General features: G+C 71.9%; 15 protein-coding genes. 4 read left to right on the top strand and 11 right to left on the bottom strand.

Annotated features, from left to right (window positions below; genetic code table 11):
• Nucleotides 1-19 precede the first annotated feature (19 nt).
• From ACIRSS_RS02250 to ACIRSS_RS02235, 4 genes are all read left to right on the top strand, one after another.
• Nucleotides 20-1,522: a methyltransferase gene (locus ACIRSS_RS02250; protein WP_400889649.1), complete on the top strand. Its 1,503-nt coding sequence runs from the start codon at nucleotides 20-22 to the stop codon at nucleotides 1,520-1,522.
• The gene (gene dtd, locus ACIRSS_RS02245; RefSeq protein ID WP_372668244.1) at nucleotides 1,519-1,944 is read left to right on the top strand and encodes a D-aminoacyl-tRNA deacylase; all 426 of its coding nucleotides are present in this window, start codon (nucleotides 1,519-1,521) and stop codon (nucleotides 1,942-1,944) included. The genes ACIRSS_RS02250 and dtd overlap by 4 nt, the downstream gene beginning before the upstream one ends.
• Nucleotides 1,945-2,233: 289 nt before the next feature.
• Complete coding sequence (locus tag ACIRSS_RS02240; RefSeq protein ID WP_400889647.1) at nucleotides 2,234-3,262, top strand: sigma-70 family RNA polymerase sigma factor; 1,029 nt, start codon at nucleotides 2,234-2,236, stop codon at nucleotides 3,260-3,262.
• Between the two features lie 631 nt (nucleotides 3,263-3,893).
• Nucleotides 3,894-5,567: a fumarate hydratase gene (locus ACIRSS_RS02235; protein ID WP_400889645.1), complete on the top strand. Its 1,674-nt coding sequence runs from the start codon at nucleotides 3,894-3,896 to the stop codon at nucleotides 5,565-5,567.
• Nucleotides 5,568-5,624: 57 nt separating this feature from the next.
• Here ACIRSS_RS02235 and ACIRSS_RS02230 read toward each other — a convergent pair whose 3' ends face one another.
• From ACIRSS_RS02230 to ACIRSS_RS02180, 11 genes are all read right to left on the bottom strand, one after another.
• Nucleotides 5,625-6,299, bottom strand: a complete 675-nt coding sequence (locus ACIRSS_RS02230; protein ID WP_400889643.1) for a hypothetical protein — start codon at nucleotides 6,297-6,299, stop codon at nucleotides 5,625-5,627.
• A gap of 447 nt (nucleotides 6,300-6,746) precedes the next feature.
• Entirely contained in the window at nucleotides 6,747-8,150 is a 1,404-nt protein-coding gene (locus tag ACIRSS_RS02225) for an MFS transporter (protein ID WP_400889641.1), read from the bottom strand.
• Nucleotides 8,151-8,158: 8 nt separating this feature from the next.
• A complete protein-coding gene (locus ACIRSS_RS02220) occupies nucleotides 8,159-8,596 on the bottom strand; it encodes an SRPBCC family protein (protein WP_400889639.1) in 438 nt (145 codons plus the stop codon).
• Between the two features lie 23 nt (nucleotides 8,597-8,619).
• Entirely contained in the window at nucleotides 8,620-9,135 is a 516-nt protein-coding gene (locus tag ACIRSS_RS02215) for a hypothetical protein (protein ID WP_400889637.1), read from the bottom strand.
• 141 nt (nucleotides 9,136-9,276) lie between these two features.
• Nucleotides 9,277-9,768 carry a hypothetical protein gene (locus ACIRSS_RS02210; RefSeq protein ID WP_400889635.1) on the bottom strand — a complete coding sequence of 164 codons (492 nt, stop codon included), beginning with the start codon at nucleotides 9,766-9,768 and terminating at the stop codon, nucleotides 9,277-9,279.
• A gap of 36 nt (nucleotides 9,769-9,804) precedes the next feature.
• On the bottom strand, nucleotides 9,805-10,602 hold the full coding sequence (locus ACIRSS_RS02205; protein WP_400889633.1) for an ABC transporter permease: 798 nt from the start codon (nucleotides 10,600-10,602) through the stop codon (nucleotides 9,805-9,807).
• Nucleotides 10,580-11,431: a 2-aminoethylphosphonate ABC transporter permease subunit gene (locus tag ACIRSS_RS02200; RefSeq protein ID WP_400889631.1), complete on the bottom strand. Its 852-nt coding sequence runs from the start codon at nucleotides 11,429-11,431 to the stop codon at nucleotides 10,580-10,582. The genes ACIRSS_RS02205 and ACIRSS_RS02200 overlap by 23 nt, the downstream gene beginning before the upstream one ends.
• A complete protein-coding gene (locus ACIRSS_RS02195; RefSeq protein ID WP_400889629.1) occupies nucleotides 11,428-12,477 on the bottom strand; it encodes an ABC transporter ATP-binding protein in 1,050 nt (349 codons plus the stop codon). Before ACIRSS_RS02195 ends, ACIRSS_RS02200 begins: the two co-directional genes overlap by 4 nt.
• Entirely contained in the window at nucleotides 12,474-13,481 is a 1,008-nt protein-coding gene (locus tag ACIRSS_RS02190) for a 2-aminoethylphosphonate ABC transporter substrate-binding protein (RefSeq protein WP_400889627.1), read from the bottom strand. The genes ACIRSS_RS02195 and ACIRSS_RS02190 overlap by 4 nt, the downstream gene beginning before the upstream one ends.
• Nucleotides 13,478-14,143, bottom strand: a complete 666-nt coding sequence (locus ACIRSS_RS02185; protein WP_400889625.1) for a phosphonatase-like hydrolase — start codon at nucleotides 14,141-14,143, stop codon at nucleotides 13,478-13,480. The genes ACIRSS_RS02190 and ACIRSS_RS02185 overlap by 4 nt, the downstream gene beginning before the upstream one ends.
• Entirely contained in the window at nucleotides 14,140-15,252 is a 1,113-nt protein-coding gene (locus ACIRSS_RS02180) for a TIGR03364 family FAD-dependent oxidoreductase (RefSeq protein ID WP_400889623.1), read from the bottom strand. The genes ACIRSS_RS02185 and ACIRSS_RS02180 overlap by 4 nt, the downstream gene beginning before the upstream one ends.
• Nucleotides 15,253-15,396: the final 144 nt, after the last annotated feature.

Below are 15,396 nucleotides of genomic sequence, written 5' to 3'. Positions count from 1 at the left end.
CGTGGCAGCATTACCCACCGTGAGCACGCGAAGCGTACTGCCCGACCTGTCCGACGACGTCTGCGCGCGGTTGCGCGAGGCCTTCCGGCGCACTTCCTACGACGCCGACGGCGTGGTGGCCGCCCTCGGCGGGGCCGCCCACGCGGCGCTGGGCCGCGGCGAGCCGCTGCCCGCCGAACGCGCGAGCCGGGACGCCGGTGACCTGGGCACGCTGATCCGGCTGTTCCTGCTGGGCGGCACCGAGCCGGAGACCGCGGTCAAGGCCGCCTTCGCCCCGCTCACGCCGTCGGACGCGGTGGCCGCGGGTGTGCTGGCCTCGGTGTCCGAGGGATACCGCGCCGCCCTCGACATCCGGCCGCACGGTGACGACGAAGGCTCCTGGTGGGTCGTGTCCGACCTCGACGCCGACGTGCTCGGCACCACCGTGCCCGAGGACCACGTGCTCGGCGTCGGCCACGCGTCGCTGTCGCTGATCCGCGCGACCAGCCGCCGCCCGGTCGGCACGCTGCTCGACCTGGGCACCGGCAACGGCGTCCAGGCCCTGCACGCGACCCGGCACGCCCAGCGCGTCACCGCGACCGACGTCTCGGAGCGGGCCCTCGTCCTGGCCGCGGCGACGTTCCGGCTGAACGAGCTGGACGTCGAGCTCGTGCGCGGCGAGTGGTTCGCGCCGGTCGCGCGGCGGAAGTTCGACCAGGTCGTCTGCAATCCGCCGTTCGTGGTCGGCCCGGCGCGCGTCGACTACACCTACCGCGACTCCGGCCTGGCCGGCGACGACGCGAGCGCGCTGGTCGTCCGGCAGCTGCCCGGGTTCCTGAACGAGGGTGGCGTGGGGCAGCTGCTCGCCTCGTGGCTGCACACGGGGAAAGAGGACTGGGCCGACCGGGTGAGCCGCTGGCTGCCCGCCGAGACCGATGCGTGGTTCGTCCAGCGCGATGTGGCCGACCCGGCGCTCTACGTCGGCACCTGGCTGCGGGACGCGGGCCTCGACCCGCGCTCGCCGGAAGGCCGCGCGAAGGCGGCGGCGTGGCTCGACTGGTTCGCGGCGAACGACGTCCAGGGCATCGGGTTCGGCTTCGTCACCTTGCGGCGCGCGTCCGGGCGGACACCGACCGTCGTCTGCGAGGACCTGCGGCAGGCCTACGACGACCCGCTGGGCCCGGAAGCGGCGGGCTGGCTGGACCGCGTCGACTGGCTGCGCGAATCGGGCGATTCATTGCTCGATGTCCGTTTTGTGGTGCCCGACACGGTTCTGCTGGAAAGCATCGAAGAACCCGGCGACGAGGGCTGGGCGACGACCGTCCGGCGGCTGCACCGCACCGACGGGCCGGGCTGGCAGCACGAGGTCGACGAACTGGCCGCGCGGCTGCTCGCCGGCTGCCGGGGCGCGCTGCCGCTGGAGGACCTGATCGAGCTCCTCGCGTTCTCGCAGGGACTCGACGCTTCGGAGCTCGCCGCCACCGCGTTGCCCGTCGTCCGCGAGCTGGTCCGGCACGGGATGCTCGTCCCGGCGGGCCGGTGAGGGCCGTCGCGGCCCGCGTCGCGCGGGCGGACGTGACGGTCGACGGCGAGGTCGTCGGCGCGATCGACGGACCGGGTTTGCTTGTGCTGCTGGGAATCCACGTCGACGACGACGCGGCGAAGGCCGCCGTGATGGCGCGCAAATTGCACGAGCTGCGCGTGCTTCGCGACGAGGAATCATGCGCCACGGCGAATGCGCCGCTGCTCGTGGTGAGCCAGTTCACGCTCTACGGCGACACGAAGAAAGGGCGGCGGCCGTCGTGGACGCGGGCTGCCCGGCCGGAGGTCGCGGAGCCGTTGGTGGACGCCGTCGTGGCCGAGCTGCGCGGGCGCGGCGCCACCGTCGCGACGGGGCGTTTCGGGGCGATGATGGCGGTCTCGAGCGTCAACGACGGTCCGTTCACCGTTCTCGTAGAGGTCTAGACCACTACGATCCGGTTCGGTTTATGACCGGATTCATAGGGAATTCTCAGGTTCTCCGGTCACGGACCGTTCTCAGCAAAAGCTCAGCATTGGTTGAGCAACCGGATCGCTCCGGCAGCCGTCTTCTCCTATGACGAGCCGGGAACGTTTTGGGAACCCGGAGCGTTGTGCCAGATGTCCAGCCAAGCCGGCCGGACCGGCGTACCGGGTTCCACAGGCCCCGGTCCGCGGGTACGCACCCGGTGGGACGACCGCAGCAGCACGTTCAGCCCGTGACCGGGGAGGCAGAATGTCAGTCCAGACTCTCGAACGCGAGTCGCGCGGGATTCGCGAGCGCATCCCGGCTCAGGTGTCCGAGGAGCCGGTGAGCGTGGGGGCGCTCGCCGACGGCGACCTCGACGCCCCGAGCCCCGCCGCCGACCTCGTGCGCGTCTACCTCAACGGTATCGGCAAGACGGCGCTGCTGTCCGCGGCCGACGAGGTCGAGCTCGCCAAGCGCATCGAAGCCGGCGTCTTCGCCCAGCACATGCTGGACACCGGGGAGAACCTCACCCCGAAGCGCCGCAAGGAGCTGTCCGCCCTGGTCCGCGACGGCCACGTGGCCAAGAACCACCTGCTGGAGGCCAACCTCCGCCTGGTGGTCTCGCTGGCCAAGCGCTACACCGGCCGGGGGATGCCGCTGCTCGACCTGATCCAGGAGGGGAACCTGGGTCTGATCCGCGCGGTGGAGAAGTTCGACTACTCCAAGGGGTTCAAGTTCTCGACCTACGCGACCTGGTGGATCCGCCAGGCCATCACCAGGGGGATGGCCGACCAGGGCCGCACCATCCGGCTCCCGGTCCACCTGGTGGAACAGGTCAACAAGCTCGCCCGCATCAAGCGCGACCTGCACCAGCAGCTCGGGCGCGACGCGACGAACGAGGAACTGGCGGCCGAGTCGGGCATCCCGGCGCACAAGATCTCCGACCTGCTCGACCACTCGCGTGACCCGGTAAGCCTGGACATGCCGGTCGGCACCGAGGAGGACGCCCCGCTGGGCGACTTCATCGAGGACTCGGAGGCGACGGACGCCGAGAGCGCCGTGATCTCGGGCCTGCTGCAGGACGACCTGCGCCGCGTACTGGCGACGCTGGACGACCGCGAGCAGCACGTGATCCGCCTGCGCTACGGCCTCGACGACGGCCAGCCGCGCACGCTCGACCAGATCGGCAAGCACTTCGGGCTTTCCCGCGAGCGCGTCCGCCAGATCGAGCGCGAGGTCATGTCGAAGCTCCGCCAGGGCGAGCGAGCCGACCGGCTCCGCGCGTACGCCAGCTGATCGCTTTTCGTGAAGGGGCGGGTGCTCTCTGCACCCGCCCCTTTCGCACGTCCACGACCAGCGGTTCCGCGTTTCCCGTGGCGGTCGTCGAAAATTCTTCACGAAAACTGGGTTTGGCCTCCGACAGCGGTGGGTAGCAACCCTCCGCTGGTACCCGTTCGGCCGCGTTGACTTATGACCTCCGTCACGCCACATTCGTGGAGCGGCTTGCGGTACGGCACTGACCAGGCGCCCGGGTGTGCACGCACCCGGCGCTTTCCCCGGGAGGTCGGGTCCGTCGGGGTGGACCCGGCCTCCCGACCAAACGTCCGAGGCGAAGCGAACGCACGCCGGCGGCACAACCCGCACCCACGCAGCCAGACCTCCCCGCAACCCGCACCCCACGCAGCCAGACCTCCCCGCAACCCCGATCCGAAGCCAGAACACGGCCGGCGGTGCCGGGTCAAGGCACGCTTTCCCGCCTTGACGCGGTACTGCCGGCCGTAGTCACAATCGGGCTTCGGGGTTGTGGGGACATCGAGCCCGCGGCCGAACGGCGTGGGGTGGCCCACAGTGATCGCATGCCTCTTCGGCGTGGCCCTCCCCGCTGCGTAGGGTGGACCGATCCCGGAGCTGGCAAAGGAGCCTGGCAGTGCCGTCCACCACCACGTTTCAGCACACCGAAGTCCTCCCGCTGGGCAAGGACACCACCACCGAGTACCGGCTGGTCACCGACGAGGGCGTCGAAACCGTCGAGGCGGCCGGGCGGAAGTTCCTGAAGATCGACCCCGCCGCACTGACCACGCTCGCCCGCACCGCGATCACCGACATCCAGCACCTGTTGCGCACGTCACACCTGCGGCAGCTGCGGGCCATCGTCGACGACCCCGAGGCGTCCGGCAACGACCGCTTCGTCGCCATGGACCTGCTGCGCAACGCCGCCATCTCGGCCGGCGGTGTCCTCCCCATGTGCCAGGACACCGGGACCGCCATCGTCATCGGCAAGCGCGGCGAAGGCGTCCTCACCGGCGGTGACGACGAGCGCGCGCTCTCGCAGGGCATCTTCGACGCCTACCAGCAGCTGAACCTGCGCTACTCGCAGATGGCGCCGGTGAACTTCTGGGACGAGCGCAACACCGGCACCAACCTCCCCGCCCAGGTCGAGCTTTACCACAGGGACAACACAGCCGGCCAGCCCGAAGATCCTTTCTACGAGTTCCTCTTCATGGCCAAGGGCGGCGGCAGCGCCAACAAGACCTTCCTCTACCAGGAGACCAAGGCCGTCCTGAACCCGAAGCGGCTCGCGCGCTTCCTCGACGAGAAGCTGCGCAGCCTCGGCACCGCGGCCTGCCCGCCGTACCACCTGGCGATCGTCGTCGGCGGCATGTCGGCCGAGTTCAACCTGAAGGTCGCGAAGCTCGCCTCCGCGCGCTACCTCGACAACCTCCCGGCCGAGGGCTCCGAGCTCGGCCACGCCTTCCGCGACCAGGACCTCGAGCAGCAGGTGCTCGAGATGACCCGCCAGTTCGGCATCGGCGCGCAGTTCGGCGGCAAGTACTTCTGCCACGACGTCCGCGTCATCCGGCTCCCCCGCCACGGCGCCAGCTGCCCCGTCGGCATCGCCGTGAGCTGCTCCGCCGACCGGCAGGCCAAGGCGAAGATCACCGCCGACGGCGTGTTCATCGAGCAGCTCGAGCGCGACCCGGCGCGGTTCCTCCCCGACGTCACCGAGGAAGACCTCTCCGACGACGTCGTGAGCGTCGACCTCAACCGGCCGATGGCCGAGATCCGCGCGCAGCTCTCGCAGCTACCGGTCAAGACGCGGCTTTCGCTCACCGGTCCGCTGGTCGTCGCCCGCGACATCGCGCACGCGAAGATCGCCGAGCGCCTCGACGCCGGCGAGGAGATGCCGGACTACCTGAAGAACCACCCGGTCTACTACGCCGGGCCCGCGAAGACGCCGGAAGGCTACGCGTCGGGCTCGTTCGGCCCGACGACCGCCGGCCGGATGGACTCCTACGTCGAGCAGTTCCAGGCCGCCGGCGGCTCACTCGTCATGCTGGCGAAGGGAAACCGCTCGAAGCAGGTGACGAACGCGTGCCAGTCGCACGGCGGGTTCTACCTCGGTTCGATCGGCGGCCCGGCCGCGCGGCTCGCTCAGGACTGCATCAAGAAGGTGGACGTCCTCGAGTACGCCGAGCTCGGCATGGAAGCCGTCTGGAAGATCGAGGTCGAGGACTTCCCGGCGTTCATCGTCATCGACGACAAGGGCAACGACTTCTTCGCCAGCACCGGTGACCCGGTGCTGCAGATCAGCTTCCGTTAGAACGCAGGGGAAGGGGACACCGGCCCGCCGCCGGTGCCCCCTTTCTTCCCTGCTCCCTCAGCCGACGCGCTCGATCCGCGCGTGCCGGATGAGGAACTTTCCGGGTTCCCGCACCTGCTCGAAGGCCGCGTTGTTGAGCAGCGTGCAGCTGCCCGACACCGACGTGACCGCCACCGTGGTGGACTTCGAGTTGTCCAGGTTGGTCACCTTCAGCTTCGTCCCCGCCGGGAACTGGTTGCTGGACGCGGCGGGCGCGCCGCCTTCGCCCGAGAGCGTCACCGTCGAGCCCGGGCAGACGACGGCACCGACGGCGCCGGTGTCCACACCGGACGGGTTCTGCTTCTGCGGCTGGTTCTGGTTCTGCTGGGCCGGCGCCTGCTGCGCCGGGGCTTGTGCGGCCGGGGCTTGCGCGGCCTGGCCGTTGTTCGCGGCGACGTTCGCCGTGCAGCCCGCGACCTGCCGCCGTTGCTGGATCAGGTCGACGACCGCCTGCCGGTTGGCGATCCGCGCGGCCGACTGCGCGTCCGGGTTCGCCCGCTGGCCCGCGATGAAGTTCAGGTTGTTCTGCAGGGCGGTGTCGAGTCCCCCGCAGTTCTCCTTCGGTGCCTCGGCCGCGTTGCCCGCGGGACTGCTCAGCGCGATGGCGGCCGCGGTGATGCCGGAAACGCCCAGCAACGCGGCCAGCCCGACGGTCGCCTGCTTGCGGTGCCGACCACTGCTCAACCGGGGCATGTGCCCCTCCTCTCTGATCACCACCTCACCCTTGGATACGGCCCGGTAATACGGGCGGTTCACCGGAACCGCCGGAAGTTTTTCGACGACTTCGACGCGCGAGGGAAAGAGGTGGTCCGGACCACTGGGGTGAAGAGTGGCGGCCACCTGCGGCCCGATGCGAGGATCACGCCGCGGGGCGCGAGTGGTTCGGACCATGCTTCAGCGCGCACGCCGGCCACGGTCCGGGCCTGGTCACGCCACCAGCGCACCGCCGACCGCTCCCCCACCCCGGCCCACGCCACCAACACACCGCCAGCCGCGGTGTGGGCCCCGCTCATACCACCGGCACACCGCCAGCCGCGGTGCGGGCACCGCTCACACCCCTAGCGCACCGCCAGCCACCGCCCCGCTCCGGCTCCAGGCCACTTGCACCGCCAGCCGCCGCCACTGCCCCGCCGCCCTGGCTCAGGCCACTGGCGCGCCGTCGTGGTCCGAGTTGCCTACCCGGGCCGCCGTCGCCAGGGCCCAGCGACCCGTCGTCACCAAACCCAGCGCGAACACCACCACTCCGCAGCCCGCCACGATCGCCCACACCGCGTGGCCCGTCCCCGGCGGCGTTCCCACGTCCGCCGCCACCACCGCGCCGATCACCGCCACCCCCAGCGACGTCCCCACCTGGCGGCTCGTCGACGCCACCGCCGCCGCCAGGCCCGCCTGCTCGCGCGGCATCCCGGACACCGCCGCGTTCGTGATCGGCGCGTTGAGCAACCCGTAGCCGATGCCGAAGCACACGTACCCCGTCACCACCCACGCGATCGGCGTCGCCGGGCCGGTGCCCGCCAGTACCACGCCGGACGCCGCGATCCCCGCGCCGGCCACCAGCAGCGGCAGCCGCGGGCCGCGGACGCCGGTCAGCCGGCCCGACAACGGCGCGCCCACGGCCGTCAGCACCGCCATCGGCAGCGTCAGCAACCCCGCGTGCAGCACCGAAAACCCGCGCGTCTCCTGCAGGTACAACGTGGTCAGGAACAAGAACCCCGACAGCGCCGCGAATCCCGCGATCGCGGTGAGCGTCGCGCCCGAGAACGGGACGCTCCTGAAGAACCTCAGCTCCAGCAACGGGTCCCGGCGCCGTCGCTCGTACGGCAGCAGCACCGCCAGCGCCGCCGCGGCGAGCACGAAGCAGCCGACCATCACCGGTGCGCCCGAGCCGCGGCCTTCGATGATCCCGTACGTCAGCGACGCCAGCAGCACGATCACCAGCAGCTGCCCGACCGGGTCGAGGCGGCGCGGGCGCGGGGCGCGCGACTCCGGGACGAACAGCGCCGTCAGCACGATCGCGGCGACGCCGACCGGGACGTTGATCCAGAAGATCGAGCGCCAGCCCGCCCAGGCGACGAGCACGCCGCCGAGCACCGGGCCGACCGCCAGGCTCAGCCCGTTCACCCCGGCCCACACGCCGATCGCGCGGGCGCGGTCACGCGGGTCGGTGAAGACGTTCGCGACGATGGACAGCGCGACCGGGTTGAGCATCGACCCGCCGATCGCCTGCAGCGCGCGGAACGCGACCAGCAGCCCGATCGACGGCGCGATCCCGCACAGCAGCGAACCGAGGCTGAACAGGGCGAGCCCGGTCTGGAACGTCCGGCGCCGCCCGATCCGGTCCGCGGTCGAGCCGGACAGCATGAGCAGGCTCGCCAGCACCAGCGTGTACGCGTCGATCGTCCACTGCAGACTGGACACCGACGCGCCGAACTCGTGGCGGATCGACGGCAGCGCGAGGTTCACGATCGTGTTGTCGAGCCCGACGATGAACAGGCTCAGGCAGCAGATCGCGAGGACCGCCCGCCGTCGTACCGGCTGTCGCACGGCCGTCGTCAGGCCGGGAACAGCTCGGTGAGCCGCGCGAGGGTCTTCTCGATGCCCTCGGCGTTCTTGCGCGGGAACGGGCTGAGGCTGATCGCGAGCGGGAACTTCGCCGTCGACCAGTCGAACGTCTCGGTGACCTCGGTGCGGCCGTCCTCGAGCGGCTCGAGGCGCCAGCGCCAGCGGTGGCCGTTGAAGTGCCGCCAGGCGATGAGCCGGCCCTCTTCGAACTCGACGACGGTGTTGAGGATCTTGTACGGCGCGCCGATCTTCATGTCCATGCCGAACCGCGCGCCGAGCGTGAGCCGGTCCGGGCCGCCGGACTGGGCGGCCCGGACCGTGCCGGATCCGTCGATGAGCGGGTGCTGGGCCGGATCGGCGAGGAGCCCGAAGATCTTCTCGGGCGGCGCGGCGACGATCGCGGTGCGTGAGACCTGGCGGCTTCCCATCACCCGAGCCTAGGGCAGGGTGATCACTTCGGCGGCGTGGTCTTCAGCACGACCGTGCGCTGGTCCAGCGGCGCGGCCACGGCGACCGAGATCACCGGGTAGCGGATGTCCATGGTGCACATCTGGCCGGTCTGGGCCTTGGTCTCGCTCAGGTTGACGACGACGCGGTCGCCCGCCTGCTCGGTCGCCTCGCCGAGGGCGTGGCCGCAGCCGCCCTCCTGGGCGCGGATGTTGAGGATCGTGCCGCCGTTGGCCGTCCACACCTCGTGCGGGTAGTTCTGGGGCAGGGCCGTGGCGTCGATCTTGTCGGGCGGCACCGGCGCGCTGCCTTCGGGCACGGTGAGCCGCGGTTTGCCGGGCGGGTTGGCCGACGGCGACGTCGGCAGCACCGACTCGGTCGGCGACGTCGAAACGCTCCCGGTGGGGGCGGCGGAGTCACCTCCGGCCGCGGGCTGGCTGGTGGGCATGTCCTGGCCGGCGCAAGCCGTCGCCATCAGCAGGAACGCGCCTGTCCCGACCACCTTCGCTGAGTACCTCATACCCCGAAGACGGAACGGACGGCGCTCGGGTTGCACGGAAGATCGACTGGTTCGTGCTTTTCCCACGAAGCCCCCGGACGTGGTCTGGGAGGGCGACCCCGGGCATCCCGGGGCGGCCCTCCCAGCGTCCGCGGGAGCTCCTCAGCCCTGGCGGAGCACCACCGTGCGCGTGCCCAGCGGCTCGGCGAGGGTCAGCGGGAGGGTGATCTCCTTGATGTAGTCCGGGCACATCTGGCCCTTCTTCGCCGCGCTGACGGCGACCAGCACGACGACCTGCTGCGGCGTCTGGTCACCGACGTGCGCCGAAACGTGCCGGCAGCCGCCCTCCTCCGCCTGGAGGATCAGCGTCTTGCCGTCGAGGCTGCGGGTGAGGCTCCGGGGGTAGCCCTCGGGCAGCCCGCGCGCGTCGATCTGGGACTCCGCGATCACGTCGTCGCCCGGGGCGATGCCCTGCGTCGGGCGGCCGACCGTCTGCGACGGCGGTGGCGCGACCGTCGGCGAACCCGGCACCGAGGACGAAGCCGACGTCGTGGGGGTCTCCGGTCCGGTGCTGCCCGGAGCGCCCGCGGTACCCGCCGCCCCGCACGCCGTCAGCGTGAGGAGCAGCAGGCCCGTACCCAGCAGTGTGCGCATATCTGCCAGACGGAGCGGACGCCGATTCGGTTGCACCTACCGGTGCGCCGCCCGGCCGCGGACCAGGCCCAGCAGCACCACCCCCGCGAGGGTGACCCCGAGCAGCACGACCGTCGCCGCCGAGGCGAGGAACACCTGGCCGCGGTCGGTCAGCGCGAAGATGCTCGCCGGCAGCGTGCGCCAGTCCGGCGGGTACAGCATCATCGTCGCGCCCAGCTCGCCCATCGACATCGCCAGCGCCAGGCTCGCCGACGCCGTCATCGCCGGGAGCAGCACCGGGACGCGCACCCGCAGCAGCACCCGCACCGGGGACGCCCCGAGCGACGCCGCCGCCCGCGCGAGCAGCGGGTCGACGCGGGCGAGCGCCGCCGAGACCGTGCTGTAGGCGAACGGCAGCAGGATCAGCAGGTGCCCGAGCAGCACGATCCAGCGGGTGCCGTTGAACGCCAGCGGCGGCCGGCTGAACGCCACCAGCAGCGCCAGCCCCAGCACCACCGACGGCACCGCGATCGGCAGGTGGAACAGCGTGTCGGCGAACTGCCGCAGCCGCCGCGGCGCGGTTTCGGCCGCCAGCGCCGCCCCCGTGCCGAGCAGGACGGCCGCCGCGCCCGCGATGACACCCGTCTGGACACTCACCGAGAGACTCGCGAACGTCTCCCCCGACACCGCGTCGGCGTAGTGGGCGAAGGTCAGCCCGCCCGGCAGCACACCCGTCCAGTGCCCGGCGAACGACGCGAGCACGATCATCACCAGCGGCGCCGCCACCACGACGGCGAACACCACGCCGAACACCAGCCACAGCAGCACCTTGCTACGCCGCGTCCACAGCAGCACCGCGACCCCTTCCCGCGAGAACCCGGTAACTCCCGTACAGCAGCAGCGAAATCGCGACGTCGACCAGCGCGACGACGCTCGCCGCCGGGAAGTCGAACGTGACGATCCCCTTGCCGTACACCAGCATCGGCAGCGTCGTGACGCCCTTCGCGCCGAGGAACAGCACGATGCCGAACTCGTTCAGCGCCAGCAACAGCGTCAAGCACGCCCCGGACGCCAGCGACGGCAGCGCCGCCGGCAGCACGACCCGCCACAGCACCCGCCCCGGCCGCGCGCCCAGCGACGCCGCGACGTCCAGGTGCACGCCCGGGACCTGGCCGAACGCCGCCAGCGCCGGCCGCATCACGAACGGCGTGTAGAACGTGATCTCGGCGAGCAGCACGCCCCACGGCGAGTAGAGGAAACCGCCGGCGCCGAAGACACCCGCGCTGCCGTAGAGGAACGTGAACGCCAGCGCGATGAGGAACGACGGGAACGCGAGCACGGTGTCGACCAGCCGCGACAGCGTCCGCGCGCCCGGGAACGGGACGAACGCGACGACCAGCGCGAGGAACGTCCCGAGCAGCACGCAACCGGTCGTCGCGCCCAGCGCGAGCACCACGGTCTGCCCGGCCGCGTCCCGGAACTCGGCCGAGCCCAGCACGTCGGCCCAGACGCCCAGGCCGAAGCCCGTGTTCGTGGTCAGCGACTGCCCGGCCACCAGGACCAGCGGGTAGCCGAAGAACACCGCGACGACCACCAGCGGCGGCAGCAGCCACACCCAACCCCGTCGTGAGCGGGAAACAGGGTGGGAACGCTGTTTCCCGCTCACGAGGGCCACCGCGGTCATGTACCGACCCCGACCAGCGGGCAGCCGTCGGGGATCGAGACACCGACCGCCGACCCGACGGGGAACGCCTCGGGCACCTCGGCCCGGATCGTCTCGCCGGTCGCCAGGACCAGGTCCAAGCGGTAGCCGGTGCCGCGCCACTGCACGGCCCGGACCAGCGCCGGGAGCGTGCCGGCACCGGGTTCGCCGACGCCGACGCGGTGCGGGCGGACGCCGAGGGCCACCGGGCCGGGCCCGAGGGCGCCGGTCGGCTCGGCGGTCAGCACGCGCTCGCCGAGCCGGACCGTCGCCGGCGTGCCGTCGCTGACGAGGTCGACCGGGATGAGGTTGGCCGCGCCGAGGAAGCTCGCGGTGAACTCCGAGGCGGGCCGTCGGTAGAGCTGTTCGCACGGACCCGTCTCGACCAGCCGCGAGTCGCGCATGACGGCGATGCGGTCGGCCAGCGCGAGGGCCTCGCCCTGGTCGTGGGTGACGTAGACGAGCGTGGTGTCCGGGAGCTCGGCGCGCAGCCGCAGCAGTTCGGCGAGCATGTCCTCGCGCAGGGTGGCGTCCAGCGCGGACAGCGGTTCGTCCAGCAGCAGCACGTCCGGCCGGATGGCCAGCGCCCGCGCGAGCGCGACGCGCTGCTGCTGCCCGCCGGACAGCTCCCGCGGGAACCGCCGGGCGTACGTCCCCATGCCGACGAGGTCGAGGACTTCGGCGACGCGCCGGGTGACTTCGCCGCGCGGCGCCCGTCGCGCCTTGAGCCCGAAGGCGACGTTGGCGTCGACGCGCAGGTGCGGGAACAGCGCGTAGCTCTGCACGACCACGCCGAGGCCGCGCCGGTGCGGCGGCCGGTCGGTGACGTCCTCGCCGCCGAGGAACACCCGGCCCGCGCCGGGCCGGACGAACCCGGCGAGGGCCTTGAGCGCCGTCGACTTGCCCGAGCCGGACGGCCCGAGCAGCGCCAGGGTTTCGCCGCGGCCGACCGTCAGGTCGAGGGAGTCGAGCGCGGTGGTGCGTCCGAAGTGGACGGACACGCCACGCCACTCGACGGCCGGGGTCATCGGCCGACGGCCTTCTTGTACGCGGCCAGGTCGGCGTCGAGCTTGCCGAGCACGGCGGCCCAGTCCGGGTGCCAGATCTCGACGCCGTCGAGCGCGGCCTTGATCTTCGCGGCGTTCGCGCCGGTGGCCGTGACGTCGGCACGGGCCGGGATGCCGTACGCGTCGGCGGCCTTCGCCTGGACCTCGGGCGAGAACAGGAAGTCGAGGAGCTTCTTCGCGTCCTCGGCGTGCGGCGCGTTCGCCACGAGCCCGGCGTAGTACGGCAGCGCGAACGTCGAGCGCTTGCCCTGGGCGTCGGCCGGGAAGAAGACGTCGAAGCCGCCGCTCTTGGCGATCTCGGCGAGGTTCATCTGGACGTCGCCGTTGGCCACCAGCAGCTCGCCCTTGGCCACCTTCGGCTGCAGCTTGCCGGTGGACGACGACGGCCCGGCGTTGTTCGCCTCCAGCTTGCCGAGGTAGCCGAGCGCGCCCTGCTCGCCGAGGACGTGCTGCAGCTGCAGCAGGACGGCGGTGCCGTCGCCGGCCTCGCCGGGCGTCGAGTACTGGACCTTGCCCTTGAGCTTCGGGTCGAGCAGGTCGTCCCAGGTCTTCGCGCTGGACTGCGGGTTGCGGATGAAGCTGAGGTAGTTGTCCATCATGGCGAAGTAGCGGCCTTGCGGGTCCTTTTCGGACACCTGGCCGGCGCCCTGCGGTGAGTACGGCTGCAGCAGGCCGGCGACGCGCTGGATGAACGGCGGGAGCGTGACGAGGACGTCGGCCTGGGTGTTCGCCTTCTCCTTCTCGACGCGGGAGGCGACCTCGCCGGACCCGGCCGTCACGGCCTGGACGGTGATGCCGGTCTGCTGCTTGAACTCGGCGAAGCGAGCGGTGTACCAGTCTTCGAGGCCGTCCACTGTGTACACGGTGACGGTCTTGCCGCCGGCGCTCGCGGCGCCGGTGCCGCCGCAGGCGGACAGGACGGCGGTCAGCGCGACCGCGAGGACGGTGGCCAGGGTCTTCTTCATTTCGTTCCTTCGAGCAGGGTGGGGAGGTCACGGACGGAGTCGAGGACGTGGGTGGCTTCGAGGAGGTCTTCGCGGCGGCCGGCGCCGGTGAGGACGCCGGCGACGACGGACGCGCCGGCGCGGAGTCCGCAACGGACGTCGGACGCGGTGTCGCCGACGACGGCGGTGCGCCGCACGTCGGTGACTTCGAGCCGCAGCGCGGCGGCGAGGACGAGATCGGGGAAGGGTCGGCCGCGGACGCCGTCGCCGGGCGCGAGCGCGAGGTCGGCCAGGTCGCGCCAGCCGAGCGCGTCGAGGATGGCCTGCTGGGTGGCGGGCGCGAAGCCGGTGGTGAAGGCGACTTTGACGCCGTCTCCGCGCAGGCCGCGGATGACGTCTTCGGCGCCCGGGATCGGCTGGCACTCCCCCGCTCGCACCAGGTCGCCGTACGCGGCTTCGAAGGCGGAATTGGCTTGCTGCGCCCGGGTGTCTTCCCGCAGGAGAGCCCGGAAGACCGTGATCTTCGACTGGCCCATGGTGTCGACGACGTACTGGAGCATTTCCGGGTACTTCTCTTCGGGCACGCCGATGGTTTCGATGGCGGCGGTGAAGGCCTTCACGACGAGTCCGTCGTCGGCGACGGTCGTGCCCGCCATGTCCAGGACGACGAGTTCGGGGGTCACAGGCCCAGCTCCTCGGCGGTGTCTTCGGCGATGGCGGGTGCGCAGGTCATGCCGCGGCCGCCCGGCCCGGTGACGAGCCAGGCGTTGCCGGCGACGCGGGCGCGGTGCACGATCCGGCCGGGGTCGGCGGTCTGCGCGTAGACCCCGGCCCAGCGGCGCCGGATCCGCGGCAGCGGGCGCCCGAGCAGGGCGCCGGCGACGGTTTCCAGGTGGTCGTAGGGGTCTTCGGTGACGTCGAAGGCGAAGGGCTCGTCGTACTCGTGGGTGTCGCCGATGGTGAGGGAGCCGTCGAGCCGCTGGACGAGCAGGAGCTGCATCCGGTGCGCCCGGGCGGTTTCGGTTTGCGGCTGCGTCTTTTCGAGGGTGTCGAGGGCTTCGCCGCGGTAGGCGGGGTAGTAGCGGAAGCTGTCCCCGTCGGCGACGCTGGTGGTGAGCGTTTCGCCGAGGGGCTCGGTCTGGGCCATCTGGAGCCGGACCCTTCTCACCGGCGGTTCCCCAGCGAGCTCCCGCACGAGCCCGCCGGTCCAGGCGCCGGTGCAGAAGAGGACGAGGTCGCCGTCGTGGCGCTCACCGCGGTCGTCGACGACGCCCGTGCCGGTGAGGTGGCGGACTTCGCGGCCGGGACGCCAGGTGTAGCGGCCGGTCCCGGCGAGTTCCGCACGCAGGGCCGGTTGCGCGGTGCGCGGTTCGACGGCGGCGTCGCGTTCGCACCAGAGGGCGCCTCGGAACTCGCCGCGGAGAGCCGGGTTGAGTTCGCGGGTCTCGGTGGCGTCGAGGAGCTTGTAGCCGCGGTCGGCTCCGGCTTTGACGGCTTCCTCGGCGACGGCGAGTTCGGCGCCGGTCCGGGCGACGGTCAGCGAGCCGTTGGGCCGGAAGCCGAGCCCGGGGACGCGCGCGCCGATCCGCTCCCAGAGGTGCCGGGCCCGCAGCGCGGTCGCCAGCTCGGCCCCGGCGGCCCGGCCGCCGACCCAGACCAGGCCGAAGTTGCGGACGGACGCGCCGCGGGCCTCGGGTTCGCGTTCGAGCTGGACGACGTCGTGGCCGCGCTCGACGGCCTGCCAGGCGTGCAGCGTGCCGAGCACGCCACCGCCCACGATGAGGATTCGCACGCGGCCCACGCTGTCGGCCGCGCGCCAACGGGCGCTGGCCCCTCGGCGAACGCGGAGTGAAGCGCCTTCGAATATTGGACCGGATGAGTTACCGTCTCGTTATATTCATGGTCGGCCGGCGGCGACGAACATGCAGGTGGGGGA

It is taken from the genome of Amycolatopsis sp. NPDC101161 (assembly GCF_044768185.1).
Taxonomy (GTDB): Bacteria; Actinomycetota; Actinomycetes; order Mycobacteriales; family Pseudonocardiaceae; genus Amycolatopsis.
The sequence above is the reverse complement of the archived record's forward strand: the minus strand, read 5'-3'. Positions and strand labels throughout refer to the sequence as shown.